General features: G+C 47.1%; 24 protein-coding genes. 11 read left to right on the forward strand and 13 right to left on the reverse strand.

Features of this window, described 5'->3' with window-relative positions; genetic code table 11:
* Positions 1-95 precede the first annotated feature (95 nt).
* Both egtB and egtD read left to right on the forward strand, forming a co-directional pair.
* Entirely contained in the window at positions 96-1,259 is a 1,164-nt protein-coding gene (egtB, locus tag ACT6NV_RS02605; RefSeq protein WP_445385711.1) for an ergothioneine biosynthesis protein EgtB, read from the forward strand.
* An 18-nt stretch (positions 1,260-1,277) separates the two neighbouring features.
* Positions 1,278-2,252, forward strand: coding sequence for an L-histidine N(alpha)-methyltransferase (gene egtD, locus ACT6NV_RS02610; RefSeq protein WP_445385712.1), 975 nt, complete (start codon positions 1,278-1,280; stop codon positions 2,250-2,252).
* 95 nt (positions 2,253-2,347) lie between these two features.
* Here the strand turns inward: egtD and ACT6NV_RS02615 are convergent, their stop codons facing one another.
* Positions 2,348-2,644, reverse strand: coding sequence for an isoamylase early set domain-containing protein (locus ACT6NV_RS02615; protein ID WP_445385713.1), 297 nt, complete (start codon positions 2,642-2,644; stop codon positions 2,348-2,350).
* Between the two features lie 154 nt (positions 2,645-2,798).
* Entirely contained in the window at positions 2,799-3,887 is a 1,089-nt protein-coding gene (locus ACT6NV_RS02620; RefSeq protein ID WP_445385714.1) for an aminotransferase class V-fold PLP-dependent enzyme, read from the reverse strand.
* Positions 3,888-3,937: 50 nt separating this feature from the next.
* Here ACT6NV_RS02620 and ACT6NV_RS02625 point away from each other — a divergent pair, with 50 nt between their 5' ends.
* Both ACT6NV_RS02625 and ACT6NV_RS02630 read left to right on the forward strand, forming a co-directional pair.
* Positions 3,938-4,327 (forward strand): 2TM domain-containing protein, encoded by a 390-nt coding sequence (locus tag ACT6NV_RS02625; RefSeq protein WP_445385715.1) that lies wholly within the window; start codon positions 3,938-3,940, stop codon positions 4,325-4,327.
* Positions 4,324-4,821, forward strand: a complete 498-nt coding sequence (locus tag ACT6NV_RS02630; protein ID WP_445385716.1) for a dihydrofolate reductase — start codon at positions 4,324-4,326, stop codon at positions 4,819-4,821. The genes ACT6NV_RS02625 and ACT6NV_RS02630 overlap by 4 nt, the downstream gene beginning before the upstream one ends.
* Here ACT6NV_RS02630 and murI read toward each other — a convergent pair.
* From murI to ACT6NV_RS02670, 8 genes are all read right to left on the reverse strand, one after another.
* Positions 4,818-5,606, reverse strand: a complete 789-nt coding sequence (murI, locus tag ACT6NV_RS02635; protein ID WP_445385717.1) for a glutamate racemase — start codon at positions 5,604-5,606, stop codon at positions 4,818-4,820. The genes ACT6NV_RS02630 and murI overlap by 4 nt on opposite strands.
* Before the next feature lie 79 nt (positions 5,607-5,685).
* Positions 5,686-6,195, reverse strand: coding sequence for an OmpH family outer membrane protein (locus tag ACT6NV_RS02640; protein ID WP_445385718.1), 510 nt, complete (start codon positions 6,193-6,195; stop codon positions 5,686-5,688).
* 44 nt (positions 6,196-6,239) lie between these two features.
* Positions 6,240-7,064 (reverse strand): OmpH family outer membrane protein, encoded by an 825-nt coding sequence (locus tag ACT6NV_RS02645; protein WP_445385719.1) that lies wholly within the window; start codon positions 7,062-7,064, stop codon positions 6,240-6,242.
* 104 nt (positions 7,065-7,168) lie between these two features.
* Positions 7,169-9,823: a BamA/OMP85 family outer membrane protein gene (locus tag ACT6NV_RS02650; RefSeq protein ID WP_445385720.1), complete on the reverse strand. Its 2,655-nt coding sequence runs from the start codon at positions 9,821-9,823 to the stop codon at positions 7,169-7,171.
* Positions 9,795-10,535, reverse strand: coding sequence for an isoprenyl transferase (locus ACT6NV_RS02655; RefSeq protein ID WP_445385721.1), 741 nt, complete (start codon positions 10,533-10,535; stop codon positions 9,795-9,797). Before ACT6NV_RS02655 ends, ACT6NV_RS02650 begins: the two co-directional genes overlap by 29 nt.
* A 5-nt stretch (positions 10,536-10,540) precedes the next feature.
* Positions 10,541-11,233 (reverse strand): type IX secretion system protein PorG, encoded by a 693-nt coding sequence (gene porG / locus ACT6NV_RS02660; protein ID WP_445385722.1) that lies wholly within the window; start codon positions 11,231-11,233, stop codon positions 10,541-10,543.
* Positions 11,234-11,351: 118 nt separating this feature from the next.
* Positions 11,352-12,227 (reverse strand): NAD kinase, encoded by an 876-nt coding sequence (locus ACT6NV_RS02665; RefSeq protein WP_445385723.1) that lies wholly within the window; start codon positions 12,225-12,227, stop codon positions 11,352-11,354.
* Between the two features lie 5 nt (positions 12,228-12,232).
* Positions 12,233-12,889: a CBS domain-containing protein gene (locus ACT6NV_RS02670; RefSeq protein ID WP_445385724.1), complete on the reverse strand. Its 657-nt coding sequence runs from the start codon at positions 12,887-12,889 to the stop codon at positions 12,233-12,235.
* A 96-nt stretch (positions 12,890-12,985) separates the two neighbouring features.
* Here ACT6NV_RS02670 and ACT6NV_RS02675 point away from each other — a divergent pair, with 96 nt between their 5' ends.
* The 7 genes from ACT6NV_RS02675 to clpX all read left to right on the forward strand — a co-directional run bounded on the left by ACT6NV_RS02675 (position 12,986) and on the right by clpX (position 20,145).
* On the forward strand, positions 12,986-13,699 hold the full coding sequence (locus ACT6NV_RS02675; RefSeq protein ID WP_445385725.1) for a pyridoxine 5'-phosphate synthase: 714 nt from the start codon (positions 12,986-12,988) through the stop codon (positions 13,697-13,699).
* The gene (locus ACT6NV_RS02680; RefSeq protein ID WP_445385726.1) at positions 13,699-14,466 is read left to right on the forward strand and encodes an alpha/beta fold hydrolase; all 768 of its coding nucleotides are present in this window, start codon (positions 13,699-13,701) and stop codon (positions 14,464-14,466) included. Before ACT6NV_RS02675 ends, ACT6NV_RS02680 begins: the two co-directional genes overlap by 1 nt.
* Before the next feature lie 128 nt (positions 14,467-14,594).
* The gene (locus ACT6NV_RS02685) at positions 14,595-16,175 is read left to right on the forward strand and encodes a G-D-S-L family lipolytic protein (RefSeq protein ID WP_445385727.1); all 1,581 of its coding nucleotides are present in this window, start codon (positions 14,595-14,597) and stop codon (positions 16,173-16,175) included.
* Between the two features lie 68 nt (positions 16,176-16,243).
* Positions 16,244-16,591: a phage holin family protein gene (locus tag ACT6NV_RS02690; protein ID WP_445385728.1), complete on the forward strand. Its 348-nt coding sequence runs from the start codon at positions 16,244-16,246 to the stop codon at positions 16,589-16,591.
* Positions 16,592-16,688: 97 nt separating this feature from the next.
* Entirely contained in the window at positions 16,689-18,011 is a 1,323-nt protein-coding gene (tig, locus tag ACT6NV_RS02695) for a trigger factor (RefSeq protein ID WP_445385729.1), read from the forward strand.
* A 121-nt stretch (positions 18,012-18,132) separates the two neighbouring features.
* Positions 18,133-18,813 carry an ATP-dependent Clp endopeptidase proteolytic subunit ClpP gene (gene clpP, locus ACT6NV_RS02700; protein WP_445385730.1) on the forward strand — a complete coding sequence of 227 codons (681 nt, stop codon included), beginning with the start codon at positions 18,133-18,135 and terminating at the stop codon, positions 18,811-18,813.
* Positions 18,814-18,909: 96 nt separating this feature from the next.
* Positions 18,910-20,145, forward strand: a complete 1,236-nt coding sequence (clpX, locus tag ACT6NV_RS02705) for an ATP-dependent Clp protease ATP-binding subunit ClpX (protein ID WP_445385731.1) — start codon at positions 18,910-18,912, stop codon at positions 20,143-20,145.
* On the opposite strand, the gene ACT6NV_RS02710 is transcribed toward clpX, so the two are convergent.
* The 3 genes from ACT6NV_RS02710 to ACT6NV_RS02720 all read right to left on the reverse strand — a co-directional run bounded on the left by ACT6NV_RS02710 (position 20,146) and on the right by ACT6NV_RS02720 (position 22,635).
* Positions 20,146-20,733, reverse strand: a complete 588-nt coding sequence (locus ACT6NV_RS02710; RefSeq protein ID WP_445385732.1) for a hypothetical protein — start codon at positions 20,731-20,733, stop codon at positions 20,146-20,148.
* Between the two features lie 155 nt (positions 20,734-20,888).
* On the reverse strand, positions 20,889-21,401 hold the full coding sequence (locus ACT6NV_RS02715) for a hypothetical protein (RefSeq protein WP_445385733.1): 513 nt from the start codon (positions 21,399-21,401) through the stop codon (positions 20,889-20,891).
* A gap of 85 nt (positions 21,402-21,486) precedes the next feature.
* Positions 21,487-22,635 (reverse strand): helix-turn-helix domain-containing protein, encoded by a 1,149-nt coding sequence (locus ACT6NV_RS02720; protein WP_445385734.1) that lies wholly within the window; start codon positions 22,633-22,635, stop codon positions 21,487-21,489.

A 22,635-nucleotide genomic window follows, 5' to 3' on the forward strand; every position in this document is an offset into this window, starting at 1 on the left:
TAAATTATTGAATACGGTCAACTGAGTTCGGGAGGGTAACCCCAGTAACTTTGGGCCCCGACGTGATATTTTTCTATCTTTAGGGAAAAGATGCCATGCCGCTTACCTTAAACCGGGCCGAACAGTTTTTAACCACCCGATCGCTCTCAGAAAAAATCTGTAATCCCCTCCAAACGGAAGATTATGTAGTCCAACCGGTGGACTATGTGTCTCCGCCCAAATGGCATTTGGGGCATAGCAGCTGGTTTTTTGAGGCCTTTATCCTGCAGCAAAACTTTCCGGGCTACCGCAATTTTCACGAAGACTTTGCCTTTGTCTTCAACAGCTACTACGAGGCGATGGGAAAAAGGGTTATTCGCGGAGAGCGCGGGAATTTATCACGCCCGCCGGTATCTGAGGTATATGCCTACCGGAAACATGTAACGGATCACCTGCTGGAATTGCTCAATCGGGAAGTATCCGATGAATTACTGTCGCTGGTGGAGATCGGCATACATCACGAACAACAACATCAGGAGTTACTGCTAACCGACATTAAATACATCCTTGGCCATAACCCCTTACTACCTGCTTATTCAGACAAACCCCCGCAGGAGTACCCTGGCCCTTCGGAGCCATCCCAATGGATTTCCGTCCCGGCAGGCACCCATACCATCGGACATCATGGAGCGGGGTTTTGTTTTGACAACGAACTGGGGTGCCACCAGGTGCTGTTGCAGGACTTTGACATTGCCTCCCAGCCTGCAACCAATCAGTTAATGCTGGACTTTATAGCCGATGGAGGTTACAAGCGATTTGAGCTGTGGCATGCCGAAGGCTGGGACTGGGTAAAAACGGAAAATATTCAGGCACCGCTATACTGGCATTGTATTGACGGGGTCTGGCATTATTATACACTACAAGGGCTGATACCGGTTAAACCGGAAGCCCCGCTGGCGCACATATCTTATTACGAAGCCTTTGCCCTGGCCCAGTGGAAAGGCTTTCGCCTGCCTACGGAATTTGAATGGGAAGCAGCCCAAAGTATGTTTGACTGGGGGCTGCGATGGGAATGGACAGAAAGCGCCTATAGCCCTTACCCTGGCTTTTCAAAAGCTCCCGGAGCCCTGGGGGAGTACAACGGAAAATTTATGGTTAACCAGAAAGTCTTAAGGGGGGCATCCGTAGCCACCCCTCCGGGGCATTCAAGGGCTACTTACCGCAATTTTTTTCATCCGCATTTGCGCTGGCAGTATACGGGCTTAAGGTTTGCGCGCTAATCCCGACTAAAGATTTATATGCATAAAAAGAAAAACCAATTACTATCAGATTTTGCACAGTCCGTGATGGACGGCCTGAGTGACTATCCCAAACACCTGCCTTCGCGCTATATTTACGATCAGCAGGGAGATAAGTTGTTCCAGCAAATTATGCAATTGCCGGAGTATTACCTCACCCGCTGCGAGATGGAGATCCTGGCGGAAAATAAAACGGCACTGGCTGAAATCTTTTCCCCGGACGGGAAGCCCTTTAACCTGATTGAACTGGGTGCCGGGGACGGGACCAAAACCAGGCTATTATTACAATCCCTGAAAACGCTTGGGGCCTCTTTTACCTTTATGCCGATTGATATCAGTGAAAATGCGCTGGAGGAATTAGAAAACCGCCTGAAGAGCGAATTTCCAGGACTGGCCATAGACCCCTGGAAGGGCACTTACTTTCAAATGCTGGAGCAAATCAACACCCTAAACGAAGATCGGAAGGTAATCCTGTTTCTCGGATCGAATATCGGCAATATGCTGCATCCGGAGGCGGTGCGATTTTTAAGGGGCCTGCAGCAGGCAATGAGGGAAGGGGATTTTTTACTGGTGGGCTTTGACCAGAAAAAAGACCCGCAGAAAATCCTGGATGCCTATAACGATGCTACAGGGGTAACCGCAGCATTCAATAAAAACATCCTGAGACGCATCAACCGGGTATTCGGGGCAGATTTTGATCTGGATAAATACAAACACTGGGAGGTTTACGACCCGCAAACCGGTTCGGCTAAAAGCTATTTGCTGGCAACAGAGGCTATGGAGGTACGCATAGAGGCTCTGGATTTAAACGTATCCTTTCACCCCTGGGAAAGCATCCACGTTGAGTTATCCCAAAAATACGACGATTCCACGGTTGAATGGCTGGCCAGGGAGGCCGGGCTGCAAATAGTCAACAGCTATTCGGACCGCTCCAATTTTTACAAAAACTACTTATTCAAAAAACACAAATCCTAATACGAGATATAGGGTACGCAATTAGGTTCCTGTAAAATAAAAACGGGCCCTCCCTGAGGAAGGCCCGTTTAGCACTTTGCAATAAGCTCTTTGTTCTACACTTCCAGAACTGCGTTCTCGGCACCGGCATAGTCATTCCACTGGTAGCGGTCTGCCTCAGCCTCATTGACGTAGGAGCCATCCACCAGGTAACGGAATTCATAAGAATTCTCTTTTGGAAGGTCAAAAGTCCCCTTGAAGGTTCCGTTCTTCAATTTCTTTAATAGGCTGCCTTTGGGGTTCCAGTTATTGAAGTCTCCCACTACAGCTACTTTTTTAGCCTCTTCAGCAGGTACGGTAAAAGTTACCTTACATACCGGCTTTGATTTCAGATATTGTTTCTTTATTGCCATGATTTGTTGTTTTTCAAATTTTAGTGCAAAGCAACACATAAAAGGTGTAAAACACAATTTGACAAAATAGATTTATCATTTTCGTAAAATAGAAAATGGATTCCCTTAATCTTCTTAAAATATTGGGGGTTAAATTATTAAGCTGAAACCGGCCTTAGGTGGTTTTTATCACTTCCAAAAGCCTGTCCAGGTCGTTTTCTGAATTATAGCAATGAAAGCTTATGCGTATCCCCTCCCCTCTTCGCGAACAGACAATATCGTTTTTGCGAAGCTTTGAATAGCGATGGTTTGTATCGGGGATATTAAAAATGGTACTGTGTTGTTTTTCGGGCAAACCCTTCTCCCACATTCCCAGAGACTGTAATTCAGCCTGAATTTTCCGGCTAAGCTCGCGATTGTAACGGTCAATTTCAGACAGGCCCAAATCCTGTAATAATCCCAGGGAAAAATACAGGCTGCCGAAATTGTGGGTGTCCAGGTGTCCGGGCTCTAATTTCTTTGCAAAGGGAATTGCATCCTTCCGGCTGAGATCGGCCTCCACCGAATTAAAGCCTGTAGTTGGAATATCGAAAAATGCCTCTATTCCCTCCCGAAAACACATAAATCCATTCCCATTCCCCCCCAAAAGCCACTTATAACCGCTGGCCCCGAGAACATCTATACCGGATTTTTCAAAATCCATTTCAAAAGCGCCGAGGTACTGGGTGCCATCGGCAATGATCAGCAGGTCCGGGAATTCCGTTTTCAGTTGTGATAAATCCTCCGGGGAAATTATTTCACCCCCTATCCATTGAACCATACTAAGGGCAAGGACCTGAATTTGATGGGTGCTGACGGCCTCCCGGATATCCTGCAACAACTCATTGGACACAGGAATATGCTGCAGTTGAAACCCGCGGGTTTCAAAGGGCCAGTTTACAGAAGGATAGTCTCCCTCCAGCAACAGAACCTTTTTATCTTTGGACAGGCCTTCCAGAAGCAGGTTAAGGCCCAGTGAAAAATTTGGAATCAAAGCTATACGGGCAGAAGCGCAATTAAAGCACTCCGATATCCGGTTTCGGGTCTGGTCCAGGATTTTCAGTGCCGGGATTTTCATTTCACTTCCACCCATCAGATAATCCAGGTCGTCTTCCTGCCGCCATTCAAGTAAGCCGTCATGCATCAGGCCCCAGGCTGCTGTGTTGAGATAGGTATGCACTTCCAGGGCTGGAAAATGTTTTCTGAAGCTCTTAAATGCATCCATAAGACTGAGTTGAATTTCCGTTATCTTTGCTTTTAAAGATACATATTCGGATGTTATCTAAAAACAAAAAGGGAACTACACTGGACCTTGAACAGCACGAACAACTTGAATACGCCCAGAGGCGTATCCGTCAGAAAAAGAACCTCTATCGCCATTTTGTATTTTTTCTGATCGGATCGGTTTTCCTTGTTTTCCTGAACAAGATCCTGAAGTACGGCGAAACCTACGACTGGTATCTCTGGGTAATTTTGGTGTGGAGTTTTTTTCTGCTGGTCCACCTGGTGCAGGTTTTCATTATGGACCCCTTTATGGGGCAACAATGGGAGCGCAGACAGCGGGAACAATTGCTACAGAAACAGCAGGAGCGTATCCGTGCCCTTCAGAAAGAAGTAGAAGCTTCCCATCCGCTTCCTGAACCTACTAAAAAAAAAGACCTTTGACGCAACTGATTTTAATTGCAGCCGCAGGCGAGCAAAATGAACTGGGAAAGGATAACGACCTGCCCTGGCACCTTCCGGATGATTTCAAAAGATTTAAGCGAATTACCTCAGGACATACCATTATAATGGGTCGGAAAACTTTTGAGAGTTTTCCCAGGCCCCTGCCCGACCGGAAGCACCTGATCATAACCCGGGATACCCATTATACCGTATCCCACCCGGATTGTACGGTTGTACATTCTGTAAAGGATGCCCTTTCCATTGTAGCCAAACTGGACAAGGCCTTTATTATTGGGGGAGGTGAAATATACCATCAATTCTTGCCGTACGCCACCTCTATTGAACTCACCCGGGTACATGCCAGCTTTAAAGCAGATACCTGGTTCCCTAAAATCGAGGAAGCAAATTGGAAACTCATTGCGGAAGAACACCATCCGGCAGACGAGCGGCATAAGCATGCCTTTACCTACTTGTCTTACGTGCCGAGATCTTAAAATTCTGCCGCATCTGCTTTTTCGGGCTTTCCCATTTCTTTGAGTACCCGGTTTATCACTGCCGGATCTGCATTGGTATACAACTGATGAGTACCCGTTTCGCCGGATGGGTTCAGCAATGCTGCAGCTTCCAGTACAGCGCGGGTCTGACGGGCGACGGCGGGGCCGCAGTCTACAATTTGCACCGATTCGGGTAATAATTCCCTGAGCTGGGGTATGAGCAGGGGGTAATGCGTACAGCCCAGCACCAGATGATCAATGCCCCTATCCAACATCGGGCTGAGCAGCCCGGCAAGGTGCTCCCGGGCATTTTCAGAATCCTGCAAGCCCTTTTCGATTAGCCCGACCAGGCCGGTACCCTCCTGCCCGATCACCTCAATCCCCGCGGTATAGGATGCCGAAGTGGAAGAAAACAAATTGCTGGCCAGGGTGCCCCTGGTGGCTAGCACCCCTATCCGCTTGCTCCTGGATTGCAGTGCAGCCGGTTTGATGGCGGGTTCGATTCCAATAAAGGGCACATTGAATTCATTTCGCAGCCGGGAAATGGCATTGGTGGTGGCGGTGTTGCAAGCCACTACAATTAGCTTACAGCCCTTTTCCAGTAACCACCGGGTATTTTTCCTGCTCAACTGATAAATTTCTTCCACGGATTTTTCTCCGTAAGGAGCATTGGCCGCATCGGACAGGTAAATCGTATTTTCTGAAGGAAGCAGCAGCAGGAGCTCCCGCCAGACCGTCAGGCCTCCTACGCCCGAATCGAAAATTCCAATTGCTGCTTTTTCCATGCTTATATCTCCTACGCTCCCATAAAAATAAAAAAACCGCCCATCTAATGAGCGGTTTCCTTAAGCGGGTTTGCTTTTATCAGAATCCCAGTTCCTTTTTTACTTCAGGCATCAGGTCTTTTCCTTTTGCAACGATCAGACCCAGTCCTGGGCTGGCGTCTACAACGTAATCATAGCCCTGGGCAGCAGCTACTTTTTGAATGGCGTTGTTCGCCTTCTCTAAGATAGGCTGATACAATTCTGCCTGCTTTTTTCCGAGTTCCTGCTGGGCAGCCTGCTGGGCCTCCCCGATGTTCTTTTCAAAACCCTGCAGTTCAATTGCACGTTTCTGGTTCTCTTCATCAGTTTTTGAACTCGCTTCGTTATTGTACTGGGTGTATTTGTTTCGCAACTCAGTTACGGAGCTCTGGATATCTGCCTTGTAGGTTTCTTCCAGTTTTTTCAGTTCCGCCTGGGCAGCCTTCATCTCCGGCATTTGTGCTAACAACTCGGTCACGTTAATATGAGCCACCTTGCTCTGGGCTTGCATAAAGCCAGTAGCAGCTACAAACAAAACGACCGCTACAGCTACCTTTTTTAAATGTTTCATGATGTTTAATTTGCTAATTTGAGTTATTACTAATTGATTCTATGTTAGTTTATTGAATCCTTTTCTTTCTCGGTGGCCTCTTTGCGTTCTTCCTCTTTGGCTTTCCTGCGGGCCTCCCTTTCTTCCAATAATTTCTTTCTTCTCGCCTCGTATGCCTTCTTGCGTTCTTCTCTCAATTTCAGTGCTTCTGACCTTTTGTCGGCTGCGGCTTTCTGGCGTGCTTCCTCAGCCTCTGCTGCCCGGGTCTGTCGCTCTAGCAAGGCCTCTGAAACAGATTCCTCAATTTCATCATCCCCTTCAAACTGTTCCAGGCGATCATCAGCTTTTTTCTGAGGCTTGCTAACCCTTCTGGTCCTGGCTATTCCCCTTAAAATCAGGTCACTGATATCATGCCTTTTTTCGGAGTACAACATTACGACATCCGCCGATTTATCGAAAATAAAATCATACTTTTTATTCGCTCCTATTTTCTGTACTTCATTAAAAACCTGGTCCTGTATGGGCTGGATCAGGCGCTGCTTTTGCAAGACCAGATCCCCCCTGGGTCCGAAACGGGCCTGCTGGTAATCCAGCAATTCCTTTTCCATGATCTGAATTTCCTCCTCCCTTTCGAGGATAAGCTCGTCTGTTAGCAATACGCGTTCTGCGAGCAAATCCTTTTTCTCCTGTTCAATGAGGCGCTGTTTGGCCTCAATTTCAGATTTCCACTGGTTAACCCTCTTGTCTAACTGCTCAGTTGCTTCCCGGTATTCCTCTACATTTTCAAGGATATATTCCATATCAACGTAACCGATCCGTACTCCGCGCTGTGCCGTTGCCACTAATGACATTCCAAGAACGCCCAGAAGGATAATTATTTTGTGTTTCATTCCAGAACTGTTTTGTATGATAGAAAATATCGTGCCAAAATTACTAAATCTTTTAAAATGAACGATTTAACAAAAAAGGACTGTATCTAAAAACAGACATGGGATCAGAATTGTTGCCCAATAATAAAGTGCGTTTGCCACCCGCTAGGTCCCTGACCCGCAGATTGTGGCCTCAGATCTTCATCAAAACCGTATCCAAAGTCAATTCCCAACAGTCCGAAGGCTGGCATAAAAATTCGGAGCCCTACCCCGGCCGATCTTCTTAATGCAAACGGATTAAAGTCCCGAAAATTGTTGAAGGAGTTACCGGCTTCCATAAAAGTCAGGGCATAAATAGAGGCCGTGGGCTTCAGGGTTAGCGGGTAGCGCAGTTCCAGGGAATATTTGTTGTATACAATCCCGCCCTCCTGCTGCTGTGTAATAGGATCGACCGGGGTGAGAGAGTTGTTTTCGTATCCCCTCAGCTGAATAACTTCCCGTCCATCCAGGGTAAAGTTTCGCCCTAATCCATCTCCCCCAAGGAAGAAACGCTCAAAAGGAACTTTTCCCACCTCACTGTTGTAAGCTCCCAAAAATCCAAATTCCGCATTGGTGCGGAGGACCAGTTTTCCAACGATCCTGGAATACCAGTCTCCTTTAAACTTGATCTTGTAGTATTCCAGCCAGCGGAAACGCTCCTGGTCTACCTGTTCCAGTTCTCTTTGCTCTTCGGGAGTCAGGGATTGCCCCAGCCTTGCCCGTTCTACCTGCAATTCGTTCAGCTCTTCGCTGCGCTCTTTCAGACCCGCGAAATCCTTATTGCTAAACAGCGAATAGGGAGGAGTAAACTTGGCTGTAATTTCGAAAATACTTCCTGTAAGCGGAAAGATGAATCCCGGGCCTGCAGAACTCCTGGATATACCAAAGGTATAGGCAAAGGAATTGGATTGGCCATTACCAAAGTTAAATAGCCCGGTCCGGTAGTTCTGAAAATTATACAGCTGGTAGCTCAGGGCATGCGAGATGGTAAAAAAGTCATCCGGCCACTGTACCCGCTTGGCCAACCCGGCCGAAATACCCGTAATGGAGAACTGTTGGTTTTTATCTACCTGTACCCGGCCACTATTGTTAAAGGAAGCCAGAAACTGCTGGGTACGGGAAAGCGACAGGTTAAAGCGCACCGGCTTCCGCCCGCCCAGCCAGGGTTCAGAGAAATTCAGGCTGTAGACACGGAAGGTACGGCTCGCCTGCAAACGCAGGGCAAAGGTCTGTCCGTCCCCCATGGGGACCGGCTTGTAAGCTTCCCCTTTAAATAAGTTCTGAATTGAAAAATTGTTAAAAGACAGGCCAAGGGTACCTATAAAGCCACCACCGCCATATCCACCCTGCAACTCTACCTGGCTGGAGCCGGATTTTACAAGATCCAGTTTCAGGTCCACCGTTCCCTCATTAGGGTTGGGGTTATCTATGGTGGGCTTGATCTGTTCCGGGTCAAAAAAGCCCAGCTGTCCCAATTCGCGCACTGTCCGGATAATGTCTTCCTTGCTGTAGCGCTGCCCGGGCCGGGTCCTTATCTCCCTGTAGATAACATGGTCATTTGTAACCTCGTTTCCACCGATTGTTACCCGGTTTATAAAGGTTTCCTTCCCTTCAATAATGCGAATCTCAAAATCGATGGTATCCTTTTCGGCTGAAACTTCTACCGGATTAATCCGCGAGAATAAATAACCATTGTTCTGGTAGAGGTTGGTGATATCGTCGCTATCTGGTTTGGTGTCATCCGCAATCCTTTTGCGCAATAACACCCCATTATAGGTATCCCCTTTTTTGATCCCAAGGACTTGGCTGAGCTGCCGGTCTGTGTAAACGCTATTACCGACAAAATCAATATCGCCAAAGTAATACTTGTTGCCCTCCTCCACGGCAATCCGAATGTTGATCTTGTTGTCGCCAATGCGCTCAATCGTATCGGAAAGGACACGGGCATCCCTGTAACCATTTTCAGCATATTTGTCGATCAGGGATTTGAGGTCTTCCTGATAATCTGCCTCGATGTATTTTGATTTTTTCCAGAAACGACCCAATCTTTTTTCCTTGGTGTTTTTCATGGCGCCCCGGAGTTTGCCGCCGGATAGCTTCTCATTGCCCTCAAAAACAATATCCTTCACCTTTACCCGGTCGCCCTTGTTTACATTGATGACCATGTTGCGGGCGTTGGTCTCCGAAGTATCAACGGAAGTGGCAATGGTAACCCTGGCATTCAGGAACCCCTGCTTTTTGTACTTGTTTTCGAGATAATTCCGGGTATTGGAAATCAGGCTTTCGGTAATCTTCTTTCCCTTTTTGAGGTCTGTATCATTTACCAGGTCATCTACCTTACGCTTTTTCACTCCGTAAAACGTAACCTTGGAAAGTGAGGGGCGTTCCAGGATATTTAATTCGAGGAATATCTCGTCCCCCTCTATCCGGGTAATGTAAAAGGAAACGTCGCTGAAGAGCTCCAGACCCCAGAGCTTATTGATGACTTCGCTGATCTCATCTCCCGGAATGGTTATCGGTTGTCCTTCCCTCAGACCGGTGTATGTTTTTACGGTTTGTTCGTTATAGCTCTGTAACCCGGTAACTTCAATACCCCCGAGAATATATGTCTTCCCATTCTCGTAGGATATATCCTGAGCGTTGGCAAGCGCGGTAAGAAGAAATGCTATGGTTAGGAGTAGCTGCTTTAGTGGAAGGGTTGCAGAACTGCCACTAATGAATTTGTTCGCTTGTTTTTCCAAATCTTCGTTCTCTGTTCTGATAACTTTTAATAGCCTCTAGGAGGTGCTCCTCTCTGAAATCCGGCCAGAATGTTTCCGTAAAATACAATTCCGCATAGGCTATCTGCCATAATAAAAAATTGCTGATCCGATGTTCCCCGCTGGTTCGGATTAGCAAGTCCACGTCCGGCAAATTATGCGTGTAAAGATGATCATTAATAATGGTTTCATCAATATTATCGGGTGAAATTATATTATTTTTAACTTTGGATGCAATGGCCTTAAAAGCCGATGTTAGCTCCTCCCGGGAACCATAACTAAGGGCCAGGGTAAGGGTCATTGCGGTGTTCTGCCGGGTCTGTTCCATCACTTCCTTAAGCTGCTTCAGCACCTTTTTCGGAAGGCTGTCTATACGACCTATGGCATTGAGGCGAATATTATTCTTGTGAAGCGTCTTTACTTCTTTCCTTAGGGAAGCCACCAACAGGCTCATCAGGCTGTCTATTTCCAGTTTGGGGCGATTCCAGTTTTCTGTGCTAAAGGCGTATAAGGTGAGGTGTTTTATACCCAGTTTTCCGGAAGTTTCTACGGCATCCCGCACAGACTGTACTCCGTTTTCATGACCGAAGACACGGAGTTTACCCCGCTGTTTGGCCCAGCGGCCATTGCCATCCATAATGATGGCAAGGTGCGCAGGTATGCGCCCCTCTTTTAAGTCTTCTATAGTGTTCATCAAACCTAATTATACTCAAAGCAATCCGAGCAGGGCTTCCTTCCAAAGGTATACGTCAGGGTAATTCCTGAAAAAACATACCAGTCATCACTGAAAATATTCCCCAACCGAAAGGCTTCGAAATTCGAACCCTCCGGATTACTTGCGTCCAGGTTATCCGTAAAGGTATACCTGGCGCCAATTTCAGCCCCGAGGATTACTTGCTGGTGAAGCCGCAATTTGGCCCCAACCGTCATCGGAATGGCAAATGATCCCTCGCGCTGATTCACATCAATTAACAGGCCGGCGTCGAAATAATTAAAATCGTACCTGAAATAGGTAATCCCCGTATACAAATATGGGGTAAATGCCGGACCGATTTTATGAAGGTTATACTCCACAAAATTTACTTCCAGGCCGGCTGATGCCTCCAGAATGCTGTTATCCATTCGCAGGCCTCGCCGACTTCTCGATTGGAGCGATGATTTGCTGTCGTCTGCCGTAAAACTACCATGGATCACACTGGCCCTCCAGGCATACCGCTTGCTCTTGTTCCATTTGAAGATGGCCCCAAAAGCAGGCCCGCTGGGCAGTATGAAATTCATCCGGCCGATATCGCCAATATTATTAGCCCCTCCGGCAAATAAGCCCACTTCGTAGGTTTGCCCCTGAAGCGAACTGAAAATCAACATGCACAATACGGCAAAAACGATCCTCATCTAATCCAAAAGTTTGCAAATATAGCAATTTAACGCCCTACGACAGCAGTAAAAACACCATATTTATGTTTCATTTGATAAACAACTTTTGTGAATATTTATTGCCCGCCGGACCCGTTCAATTCCTGCGGTCTTCCCCCCAAAGCAGCTTATTGCGAATCGTTTTAAGGAAACTTTCAGAAGCGTACTCAACCATTTTAATACTAAAGTCTGCCTTTCTGACCCGTATTTCGGTACCATTGTCCAAACTGGCTATGCGCGAATCCATAGACAGCAAATGCTGTTCTTCACGCCCGGACACCACCAGTCTTATTTCGGTATCATCTGAAATGACCATAGGGCGCGCATTCAGGTTGTGCGGGGCTATAGGGGTGATAACCAGGGAGCGCGCGGTTGGCGTGATTACAGGCCCCCCGCAGCTAAGACTGTATCCGGTAGACCCGGTAGGTGTTGCTATGATAAGACCATCTGCCCAGTAAGAGGTCAGATATTCGTCGTTCAGGTAGGTGTCTACCGTAATCATGGAGGTTGTATCCTTGCGGCTCACAGTGATTTCATTCAGAGCGAAATTGAGCTGCGTCCCGCCCGGGGTCTGTCCATCAAAACTGGCAGCAACCAGGCTGCGGTCTACCAGATGGTAATTTCCTGCCACAAATTCCCGGACCAGGCGGTCAACTTCTTCCTTTCGGAAGGTTGAAAGAAACCCCAGCCGTCCCGTATTGACCCCTACTATGGGGATTCCCATATCCCTGATATAGGTGATGGCCCTGAGAATAGTCCCGTCCCCGCCAAAGCTGACCATCAGATCAAAACTGGAATCCAGGCCTTCAGAAACTGTAAAACCCGGATAGCGATCTGTTCCATATCCCAAAAAATCAGAAAATTCGGTTTCAATGGCTACCGATGCCTGTACCGATTCCAGTGCAGAAAGTAGTTCCGAGACCGGGCCGGCAACCTCCTCGTTGTAGGTTTGCCCGTAGAGTGCAACCTTCATGAGGTTTATACATTTAGATATTTATCCAAGTAATTGGAGCGTTGTTTGAGTTCTTCCAAAAAACGGTCTTCCATGTTACCGAACAGGATGTTGTAGCGATACCGCCTGAATGTCTGAATGACCTCATTGATATTCTGTCCGTTCATTTTCAGAGTAATCTGTACCGTATCATTAGTCATCTTGGTAATAAAAGCCCCCAGTAAGCGGGTATTGTTACCTTCCACAATTTGTGCGATCTCACTGAAACTGTAGTCTTGTATGGCTTTTGCGATTACCAGTACGGCTCCCGGCTCTGTAAAAAATGGCATTTCCGTAAAAATACCCACAACATCGCTCAGGTCGTAATACCCCAGGACCTGTTCCTGGGTATTGATCACCGGCATCAGGTTTGCATCATTTCGTGTAAATCCCTCGAGGATGTCCAGCCAGGAAGCATCTTCCCGGACAGAAAAGGATTCCAGTTGGTAGCGAAACTCTTCCACCAAACTGGTTTCCTGGAAATTCTCCAGATCGGCTTCCCCCAGTAATCCGACAAAACGCCCTTCATGCACAATGGCCACGTGTGAATACGTGCTGTGCGTGAAAAAGTGGATTACTTCCTTAAGTGAATCCTCCAATTCAAAGACCGGAATGGTACTGATTATGTGTTCCTGCATATCCATGAGCGCAAAACCTGTTGCAAATTACTAATTTTAAAGAGCAAAAGGCATGCCTAATTTGTATTTTTGCAGGGATTTTCAGTAATACCCAGAGATTTAATGACCCGACTCAGTGTAAATATCAATAAAATAGCAACCCTCAGAAATGCCAGGGGTGGAAACCTCCCCGACCTTCTGAAAACTGCAGAAGACATAGAATCCTTTGGTGCCCAGGGGATTACAATTCATCCCCGTCCTGACGAAAGGCATATCCGCTATCAGGATGCCAGGGATTTGAAGTCCGTTGTCCGTACGGAATTCAACATAGAAGGAAATCCGATTGAGTCTTTTGAAAAGCTGGTACTTGAGGTGCTCCCAGAGCAGGTAACTCTGGTCCCGGATGCCCCTGATGCCATTACCTCCAACGCCGGCTGGAATACTCTTAAACACCAGGACTATCTTCGGGAAGTGATCGGAAGATTCAAAAAGGCAGGGATACGCACCTCTATTTTCGTGGATCCGGACCCTGAAATGGTACGGGCGGCAAAAGATACAGGCACGGATCGGATAGAACTGTATACGGAAAGCTATGCCAAGGGCTTTCCGGACAATCCGGAAACGGCCATTGCTCCCTTCCGCAGGGCAGCGGAAGCAGCCCTTGAAGTAGGGTTGGGCCTCAATGCAGGCCATGACCTGAATCTTGAGAATATCCGCTTCTTTAAGGAGCAAATCCCGGGTTTACTGGAAGTGTCCATCGGCCATGCACTCATCTGTGAGGCATTATACCTGGGTCTTGAAAACACTATAAACATGTATAAACATCGCCTTTCCTGATGGAGTTATATTCAAAAGTACTTGGGGCAGGAAAGCCCCTGATAATCCTCCACGGTTTTCTGGGCATGTCCGACAACTGGAAAACCCTTGGAAAGAAATATGCAGACAGCGGGCTGGAAGTACACCTGCTGGACCAGCGCAATCACGGCAGAAGTGGTTGGGATTCCCGATTTGACTACCCTACCATGGCAGCTGACCTCCTGGAATATATGGATAGCAAGGGCCTTTCCAGCGCGAGTGTGCTGGGACATTCCATGGGCGGAAAAACGGCAATGGAATTTGCCTGCAGATATCCCTCCCGGGTATTAAACTTGCTTGTAGCAGATATAGCTCCTAAATATTATCCTCCTCACCATAAACATATCCTGGATGCATTACATTCCATCCCCCTGGAAAAAATGGAGTCCCGGACAGAGGCGGATGATTATCTGGCCCAAAGCATCACCGAATGGGGCGTAAGGCAGTTTCTGCTCAAAAACCTGTACTGGGAAAACCCTAAAAAGCTGGGATTTCGCTTTAACCTGAAAGTGCTGAGCAGCTCCATGGAAGCAATAGGCGCGACCCTGGAATCAAACGCTGCCTACAGCGGGCCGGTTTTGTTTCTGCGCGGTGGGAATTCTGACTACATTAAAGATTCAGATGCGCCGCTGATGAAAAAACATTTCCCCAACTATCAGCTGGTAACCATCCCCGAAACGGGGCACTGGCTGCATGCCGAGAAGCCGGATGTTTTCTTTGAAAAAACGATCACATTTATCAAATCCTGAATCAATTAGCCCTTATATTATGCATGCATAATTTTTTAAGGGGTCATATTGCGAGTGTCATAATTTTAGTTAATTTTGAGAATGCCTGCCCGAGAGGCGGCGCTATCAACTAACTCAAATTTGATCTTATGAAAAAGCTTTTGGCTTTACTGGCTGCTCTTGGCCTTTTTTTCGTCTCCTGTAGCGACGATGATGTGATAACAGATCCCGGACCCGATCCTGATCCGGTCAATTATACCAGTGGCTCTGCCGACTTTAGCAACTATGTTGCATTGGGTAATTCACTCACTGCCGGTTATTCGGATGCAGCCCTCTTTATAGACGGGCAAACGGCCTCTTTCCCAAACATGCTGGCAGGTTCATTTGCCCTGGCGGGGGGTGGCGATTTTACCATTCCTTTTATGGCTGACAATCTCGGGGGAGCAACCCTGGCGGGAACTCCTATTTTCGGGAACCGGCTTTTTCTTGATTTTTCTACAGGAGACCCCTTGCCTACCCCGGTTCCCGGGCAGGGAAGTACGGAAATATCAAATGTCCTCGCCGGGCCCTTTAACAATATGGGCGTACCCGGTGCCAAAAGCTTTCACCTGGTAGCTCCTGGCTATGGAAATGTTGCAGGGGTAGCCGCTGGCCTGGCCAACCCTTATTTTGCGCGTTTTGCTAGTAACCCTGGTACTACTGTCCTAACAGATGCCCTAACCCAGAACCCAACTTTTTTCACACTTTGGATTGGAAATAACGATGTACTGAGCTTTGCCACTTCTGGAGGCGCTGGGGTGGATCAAACCGGAAACCCAGATCCTACTACCTATGGTGGGAATGACCTGACCGATCCCCAGCTTTTTGAAAACATCTACACTGCCCTGCTCCAGGGCTTAACAGCCAACGGAGCCAAAGGGGTAGTTGCCAACATCCCGGATGTAACGACCATCCCGTTTTTTACAACGGTCCCTTTTGCGCCCTTAGATCCGACCAATCCCGACTTCGGGCCGCAGATACCGCTTCTGAATGCTCAATTCGCAGACCTTAACAATGTCTTTGCCTTTTTGGGAGTGCCGGAACGCTCCATAACGTTCAGTACCACCGGGGCAAGTGCTCTTTTAATAAAAGATGAAGATCTGCCTGATCTTTCCGCTCAGATAACGGCCACACTAATAGGGGGTGGCCTGGATGCTCCCACAGCAGGTCTGTTGGGAATGCTCTACGGGCAAGCACGGCAGGCCACGGCGGACGATTTAATTGTATTTACCAGTCAGACGGTAATTGCAGAACTCAATACAGATGCCTTCGCCATGTTGCAGGGACTCGGTCTTCCTGCGGAAACTGCCGGGCAGCTATCCATAAATGGTATCACCTACCCTTTGGAAGACCGGTGGGTACTGACGCCAGAAGAACAGGAAATGATCGCCAATGCAACAGCCAATTTTAATGCCACTATTGCAGCTTTGGCTGACACCTACAACCTGGGTCTGGTGGATGCCAGTGCCTATCTGAATACCTTAGCAGATGCAGGTATAACCCTCAGTGACGGAAGCGTTGTTACAGCAACCTATGGAACAGGTGGAGGTTTTTCGTTAGACGGGGTGCATCCCTCCCCGCGTGGCTATGCGCTGATTGCAAATGAATTTATTGAGGTTATTGAAAATACGTATGGAGCCGAACTGCCAAGGGTAAACCCGCTTGATTTCACCGGCCTGTATATCAATTAGAAAAAATTTAATCTTATATTTAAGGGTACTGCTTCTATAGTGGTACCCTTTTTTTAATTCAACCAATTATGAACTTTATCATCCGATTACTACTGAGCGCTCTTGCGGTTGTTTTATTGGCCAATATATTGCCTGGAGTTAGCGTGGATTCGTACGGGGTTGCCATTCTGGTGGCTGTAGTGTTAAGCCTTCTCAATTTTTTGGTAAAGCCCCTGCTGGTAATCTTTACTCTGCCAGTTACTATCCTGACCCTGGGGCTCTTCCTGCTCATTATAAATGCCATTATTATCCTGCTGGCAGATTGGCTGGTTACGGGCTTTGATGTTGCGGGAATCTGGTGGGCATTGCTCTTTTCGCTACTTTTATCGCTCCTGCAATCCATTCTTTTTTCCTTCCTGAAGCAGGATTCCAAATAGCAAACTACTTATTGAAAGACAGTCGGTTAAAAACTTGCCCGGCGATATAAAATACGCTATTTTTGCATCCCATTTTTATATGCATAAAAATCGCTAGATGAATATTACCAAAGAACAAATAGATGAGCTTAATGCCGTTCTGAAAGTTGCTATCACCAAGGAAGACTATCAGGACAAGGTCGATAAAATACTTAAAGATTACCGAAAGAATGCCAACATTCCGGGCTTTCGCAAAGGTCAGGTCCCTATGGGGCTGATCAAAAAGCAATACGGCCGGGCTGTTTTGGTAGATGAGGTCAACAAATTGATCCAGGATAACCTGAATAACTACCTTGTAGAAGAAAAACTGGATGTACTGGGGAACCCCCTGCCCAAGCAACAGGATAATTTCAACTGGGATGCCGATGAATTTGCATTCGAGTTTGAACTGGGCCTTGCCCCGGAATTTGAAGTTTCCCTGAAAACCAAAAAAGCAATTCCTCATTACAAGATTGTTGCAGACAAGAAAATGATCGATGATCAGGTCTTAAGGATCCGCAAGCAATACGGGAAGCTGGTTTCCAAAAAGGAAGTTGGCCCCAAGGATGAAGTGAACGGAACTTTTACCAATGAAGCAGAAGGGATCGATCAGAAAAGCACTGTAGAACTTTCCAAGATCAAGAGCAAGAAAGCTATTGACGCTTTAAAAGGAAGCAAGGTTGGAGAAACGGTTAGCCTGAAAACCAAGGGCCTGTTCAAGGAAGCTTATTTGCTGCCCAGCACCCTGGGAATTGAAAAAGAAAAGGCTGAAGGGCTCAATATTGAAGTTAATTTCACCATTGCCGAAATAAATGAAAGGGAGCCTGCAGAACTGAACCAGGAATTATTCGACAAGTTATTCGGAGAAGGCAAGGTAAGCTCTGAAAAGGAAATGCGTGCAAAGATCAAAGAAGATTCCGAAGGGCAATTCCAGCAGCAATCAGACCAGAAGCTGCTCAATGACGTAACCGAACGCCTTATTGAGACGGTGAAATTTGATCTCCCTACCGAATTCCTGAAAAAATGGATGCAAACCACCGGGGAAAACCCATTGACTGAAGAACAAGCCAGCGATGAATTTGAACGTTCCGAAAAAGGGCTGCGGTACCAGCTGATTGAAGGAAAACTCATAAAAGATCACGAGCTGGATATTCAATACGATGAATTAAAGGAATTCGCCAAAGGGTTCATCAAAACCCAGATGGCGCAATACGGCCAGCTTAACCCTAAGGAAGAAGACCTCGAAAATATCGCATCCCGGGTTATGAGCAACCAGGAAGAAGTCAAAAGGCTGTCTGAACAACTGATGAGCCAGAAGTTGCTGAAGTTGTACAAGGAAAAGGCCAATCTGAAGAACAAAGAGGTTACCTACGAAGAGTTCGTAAAAGAAGTGTACGGCTAGGGAAGACCCGGCTGGCACAAATTAGCGCGAATTTCAGCGGGAATTATTAAAAATAGTATCTTTACGGTGCCGGGGAATTATCTTTCGGCACCTTTTTTTTAACCACTAGTGAAGGCAATTGATGAACTATACAAAGGAATTTAAAGATTTCGCCATTAAAGACCAGGGGCTGAGCAGCCTGTATCTGGAAAGCGGGCTGCAGAGCATGTACCCGGTCAGTATGACCCCGAATATTATTGAGGAACGGCAGCTCAATGCCATCGCCATGGACGTGTTCTCACGGCTGATGATGGACCGGATTATTTTTCTGGGAACCGGAATCAATGATCAGGTAGCCAATATTGTACAGGCCCAGCTATTATTCCTGGCCAGTGCGGATTCCTCCAAAGATATTCAGATCTACATTAACTCCCCCGGGGGAAGCGTATACGCCGGGCTGGGTATTTACGATACCATGCAGTTTATTAAGCCGGATGTGGCTACCATTTGTACGGGGATGGCTGCCTCCATGGCCGCCGTACTGCTTTGTGCAGGCGAAAAAGGAAAACGCAGCGGGCTGAAACATTCCCGGGTGATGATCCACCAACCTATGTCGGGAGCACAGGGGCAGGCCAGCGATATCGAAATTGCAGCCAAAGAAGTCCTGAAAATCAAGGATGAGCTCTATGAGATCATTGCCAAGCACAGCGGGCAATCTTTTGACAAAGTTTATGAAGACAGCGACCGGGATTACTGGATGAAGGCAGAAGAAGCCCGGAAATACGGAATGATCGATGAAATCCTGGAGCGGGACACCGAATAACCGATGGTCCAACCTTTTGAACTGAAGCCCGAAAACAGGGACATGAAGACAATTTTACGCACAAAAAACGTTTTTATCTTATAGACGCGCTCAATTATGGCTAAGGAGAATTTAGAATGTTCCTTTTGCGGGAGAAAGAAACCCGAAACCAATCTGCTGATTGCAGGGCTGGACGCGCACATTTGCGACCGCTGCATTGAACAGGCACATGGGATTGTGGCGGAGGAGTCCCGGCAGGCCAAAAGCGATGACCTTTCATCTGAACTGGTCCTGAAGAAACCCATGGAAATCAAGGGCTTCCTCGATACCTATATTATTGGGCAGGAGCGTACCAAAAAAGTATTGTCTGTAGCTGTTTACAACCATTACAAGCGCCTTTTGCAGCCCTCTTCCAAGGAAGACGAAATCGAAATACAGAAAAGTAACATTGTAATGGTCGGACAAACCGGTACGGGAAAAACCCTGATGGCGAAGACCATTTCGCGGATGCTGAATGTACCCCTGGCCATAGTCGATGCAACGGTACTTACAGAGGCCGGATATGTTGGAGAAGATGTGGAGAGCATATTGACCCGACTTTTGCAGGCGGCTGACTACAACCTCGAAAAAGCAGAAAGAGGAATCGTCTTTATAGATGAAATCGACAAGATTGCGCGAAAGAGCGATAATCCTTCCATTACCCGGGATGTTTCAGGGGAAGGCGTACAACAGGGGCTTTTAAAGTTGCTGGAAGGCACTACCGTAAATGTGCCGCCCAAGGGCGGGCGCAAGCACCCGGACCAGAAATTTATTGAGGTCAATACAGAAAACATACTCTTTATTGCAGGCGGGGCCTTTGACGGTATCGAACGCATTATCACCAAGCGGCTCAATATGCAGGCCATTGGCTACAGTGCCACCAAGCGAGAAGAGAGCCTGGATGCCGAAAATGTACTGCAGTATATTATCCCGAAAGATTTAAAGGAGTTTGGACTGATCCCTGAGATCATCGGCCGGTTGCCGGTGCTCACCCATATGAACCCCCTGGATCGCAAGACCTTACGGGCCATTCTTACCGAACCAAAGAACGCCATCATTAAGCAATATGAAAAATTGTTCCAGATGGACGGCATCAGTTTTAAGATAACCGAGCAGGCCTTAGACTACATTGTGGACAAGGCTATAGAGTATAAACTGGGTGCGCGAGGGTTGCGCTCGTTATGCGAGGCGGTCTTTACCGATGCCATGTTTGAATTGCCGAGCTCTGACGAAAACGAGTTTAAGGTAACCAAGCCCTATGCAGAGGAAAAATTGTCCTTTGAAACGATCAAGAAATTGAAGGCTGTTTCCTGATTATCCCTGATATTGCTTTTTCAGCACATCATCCAGAAGGTTCATACACACTTCCCTGATAATTTTCTCATCCGAATACAGTTCACGACCAAAGCGTGGAACCATTTTATATTCGATGCCCCGGGAAACAGCCCAGGAGGCTGAAGGAATATCCCCGTGGTATTCCCCGAACATCAGTTTTACAGGACAGGAAGGTTTTTCCAGCTGCTCGCTGAGTAAAACTGGGGAGATCGAATACAAGGATTTTACAGGAAGGCCCATCAGGGCAGCTTGCCAGGCTATGGTTCCCCCTGCGCAAAAAGTCAGGTAGTGGCTGGGGATTTTCTCTTTTCGCAATAACTGCCGGGCCGCTCTTTCCACTCCGCCCCCGGCAAGGGCTTCACAAATGTTTTCAGGGGTGTTTCCAGCGGATTCAATTCCGCTTAATTGTTGGCTATCGTAAAAAACGATGTCAAAATACTGCTGCAGATATCCCAGATAAGAAGTAATCCACAGCCCTTTTTTGGAGCCCCACATGTCAGATAAAATCACAAGCCTTTCCGCCATAGTTGTAGTATTGATAAGAATAAGCAGGTTAATTCGGGACATGAATTTGGCTATTTATTTGCGGAAACCAGCCAATTTTTAGTTCAGCAGAGGTAAATCATCGATGTACATCCCTGTAAGGCACATTTTACAAGGATTTAAGGCATTTATTTACCACAAAACAATACCTATTATCTAACAATCTATTTATCAGCTTTTTAGAACCTCTTTCCAAAACTAATCCCTGCCCTGGGGTAGCCCAGGTCAAGGAGGTCTCCCCCACCTCCAAGGCGGCGTCCCAAGCCGATAAAGGCCATTCCCATCCAGCCTTTAGCACTGACCAGCTTAACCCCGGCTGCAAACCCCAGGCCAAAGGAAAATTCATTTTCTGAATCCGTACCATCAAAGCTAAAAATATCATACTTCGAATTATAGAAAGCGGCATTTGCCTCCACAAAAAACCCATCGGCCCGGTTATTCCCAAAGTAATACCTGAAAAAGGGTGCCAGGCCTTGCTGAATCTCAATTTCATCATTCAGGGCGATCGCTAGGGAAAAGCCTATCCCGGTTTCGTTTGAAAGGATGCGCTCGTACGTAATTTCGGGAATTTCCAGTACGGAATACAAAAGGTTCAGTGATAGTTCGTTAGAGCCCGAATCCGAACCGGCGGGCTGTTGGGCGCTTGCCATCCCAAGGGAAAGGCAAAGCAATACGGACATAAAGGATTTCATAATTTTGGATTTTGGTTCACTGCAAAACTATGAAGGGACAGGTTCTGGCTATCCCATTTCCTGTTGCAGGCAAAAATCCGGACAATTATTGCAAGATGGGGGCCATGTTCCTGCGATACTGCGTTGGAGTCATCCCGGCAAACTTCTTGAAGGCGTTATAGAAGGTGGATTTGGAATTAAAGCCGCATTCCAGGCCAATGGAAACAATGGTGTAAGGTGCAAATTCTTTCATCGAAAGCAGTCTGCAGGCTTCCTCAACCCGATAGGAATTGATATAATCGGAAAAGTTTTTGCCGGAATGCTGGTTGACCAGCCTGGAGAGTGTACTGCTGCCCATGATGACCTCTTCCGCCACGGTATCCAGGCTTAAATAGGGGTCAAGATATTTTTTTTCCTCGCGTATAAGGGCATCGAATTTTTCAAAATCCCGACTGTGCTTTGCATTGGACTGTCCCGATTGAGCGGGCTGTATTTGCGGACCAGAACCCCCATGCCCCACCCTGACGAATTCCCTGAGCGCCAGACGGTCTTTAAGCAGGACATACTGAAAAAAAGCCTGGTAGCCCACCCAGTAAATCAACAGGGAGGATCCGATTCTCAAAGGGTAATAGCTATAGGGTGGTTTTATGTTCTCAGAGAAAATATTTAAGAGGATGGCTACCAGCCAGAGTGCAATTACCACCCCTCCGAGTTTCATAAAGGTCTTCACCCAGTTCAGGTTGTCAAAGGTTAGAATGGGCCGGTAAAGGGAATCGTATTTATAGATAATGCGGATGCATTTCACAAAAAGGACAAGGGAATAAACCAGAGTTACCAGGTCTTCCAGGTAATCGTACATATTGATGTCTTCCCGGTCCATAATACCCCGTGAGATCAGATAGAGCATTGCGATCCTGCAGCCGACCTCCATAAAAAAAATGGTCAGGGTAAGCCGGATAAAGGGTAATTTCCGTTTTTCAATCTGCAGATAATACACCAGGAAGGTGTAGAAGAAAGGAACAATGAGCACATACCAGGGAAACACAAAATGCTCCACATAATAGTTGAAAGATAAAAGGCCCTTGTCCACACACCAGGACTGCAGGTTGTTCAGGGATATAAAAAGCACAAAGAGGTTCAGAAATATGACCGGCTTTTCGAGCCTGCGCCGCGTCAGGAAGGTGGCGATATTAAAGATAAAGCCTTGAACCGCACCGGCAATCATCAGAAAATTAAAAATTGCAGTCCAGTCCAT

This window comes from Robiginitalea insularis (assembly GCF_052497835.1).

Excerpts from the sequence above, each read along its gene's own strand:
- ACT6NV_RS02710 (WP_445385732.1), bottom strand. The coding sequence starts at position 20,733 with ATGTCCCGAATTAACCTGCTTATTCTTATCAATACTACAACTATGGCG.
- ACT6NV_RS02625 (WP_445385715.1), top strand. The coding sequence starts at position 3,938 with ATGTTATCTAAAAACAAAAAGGGAACTACACTGGACCTTGAACAGCAC.
- clpP (WP_445385730.1), top strand. The coding sequence starts at position 18,133 with ATGAACTATACAAAGGAATTTAAAGATTTCGCCATTAAAGACCAGGGG.
- ACT6NV_RS02645 (WP_445385719.1), bottom strand. The coding sequence starts at position 7,064 with ATGAAACACAAAATAATTATCCTTCTGGGCGTTCTTGGAATGTCATTA.
- ACT6NV_RS02720 (WP_445385734.1), bottom strand. The coding sequence starts at position 22,635 with ATGGACTGGACTGCAATTTTTAATTTTCTGATGATTGCCGGTGCGGTT.
- ACT6NV_RS02665 (WP_445385723.1), bottom strand. The coding sequence starts at position 12,227 with ATGAAGGTTGCACTCTACGGGCAAACCTACAACGAGGAGGTTGCCGGC.
- ACT6NV_RS02620 (WP_445385714.1), bottom strand. The coding sequence starts at position 3,887 with ATGGATGCATTTAAGAGCTTCAGAAAACATTTTCCAGCCCTGGAAGTG.
- porG (WP_445385722.1), bottom strand. The coding sequence starts at position 11,233 with ATGAGGATCGTTTTTGCCGTATTGTGCATGTTGATTTTCAGTTCGCTT.
- murI (WP_445385717.1), bottom strand. The coding sequence starts at position 5,606 with ATGGAAAAAGCAGCAATTGGAATTTTCGATTCGGGCGTAGGAGGCCTG.
- egtB (WP_445385711.1), top strand. The coding sequence starts at position 96 with ATGCCGCTTACCTTAAACCGGGCCGAACAGTTTTTAACCACCCGATCG.
- ACT6NV_RS02670 (WP_445385724.1), bottom strand. The coding sequence starts at position 12,889 with ATGGATATGCAGGAACACATAATCAGTACCATTCCGGTCTTTGAATTG.
- ACT6NV_RS02715 (WP_445385733.1), bottom strand. The coding sequence starts at position 21,401 with ATGAAATCCTTTATGTCCGTATTGCTTTGCCTTTCCCTTGGGATGGCA.
- clpX (WP_445385731.1), top strand. The coding sequence starts at position 18,910 with ATGGCTAAGGAGAATTTAGAATGTTCCTTTTGCGGGAGAAAGAAACCC.
- egtD (WP_445385712.1), top strand. The coding sequence starts at position 1,278 with ATGCATAAAAAGAAAAACCAATTACTATCAGATTTTGCACAGTCCGTG.
- ACT6NV_RS02675 (WP_445385725.1), top strand. The coding sequence starts at position 12,986 with ATGACCCGACTCAGTGTAAATATCAATAAAATAGCAACCCTCAGAAAT.
- ACT6NV_RS02640 (WP_445385718.1), bottom strand. The coding sequence starts at position 6,195 with ATGAAACATTTAAAAAAGGTAGCTGTAGCGGTCGTTTTGTTTGTAGCT.
- ACT6NV_RS02690 (WP_445385728.1), top strand. The coding sequence starts at position 16,244 with ATGAACTTTATCATCCGATTACTACTGAGCGCTCTTGCGGTTGTTTTA.
- ACT6NV_RS02655 (WP_445385721.1), bottom strand. The coding sequence starts at position 10,535 with ATGAACACTATAGAAGACTTAAAAGAGGGGCGCATACCTGCGCACCTT.
- tig (WP_445385729.1), top strand. The coding sequence starts at position 16,689 with ATGAATATTACCAAAGAACAAATAGATGAGCTTAATGCCGTTCTGAAA.
- ACT6NV_RS02615 (WP_445385713.1), bottom strand. The coding sequence starts at position 2,644 with ATGGCAATAAAGAAACAATATCTGAAATCAAAGCCGGTATGTAAGGTA.
- ACT6NV_RS02680 (WP_445385726.1), top strand. The coding sequence starts at position 13,699 with ATGGAGTTATATTCAAAAGTACTTGGGGCAGGAAAGCCCCTGATAATC.
- ACT6NV_RS02685 (WP_445385727.1), top strand. The coding sequence starts at position 14,595 with ATGAAAAAGCTTTTGGCTTTACTGGCTGCTCTTGGCCTTTTTTTCGTC.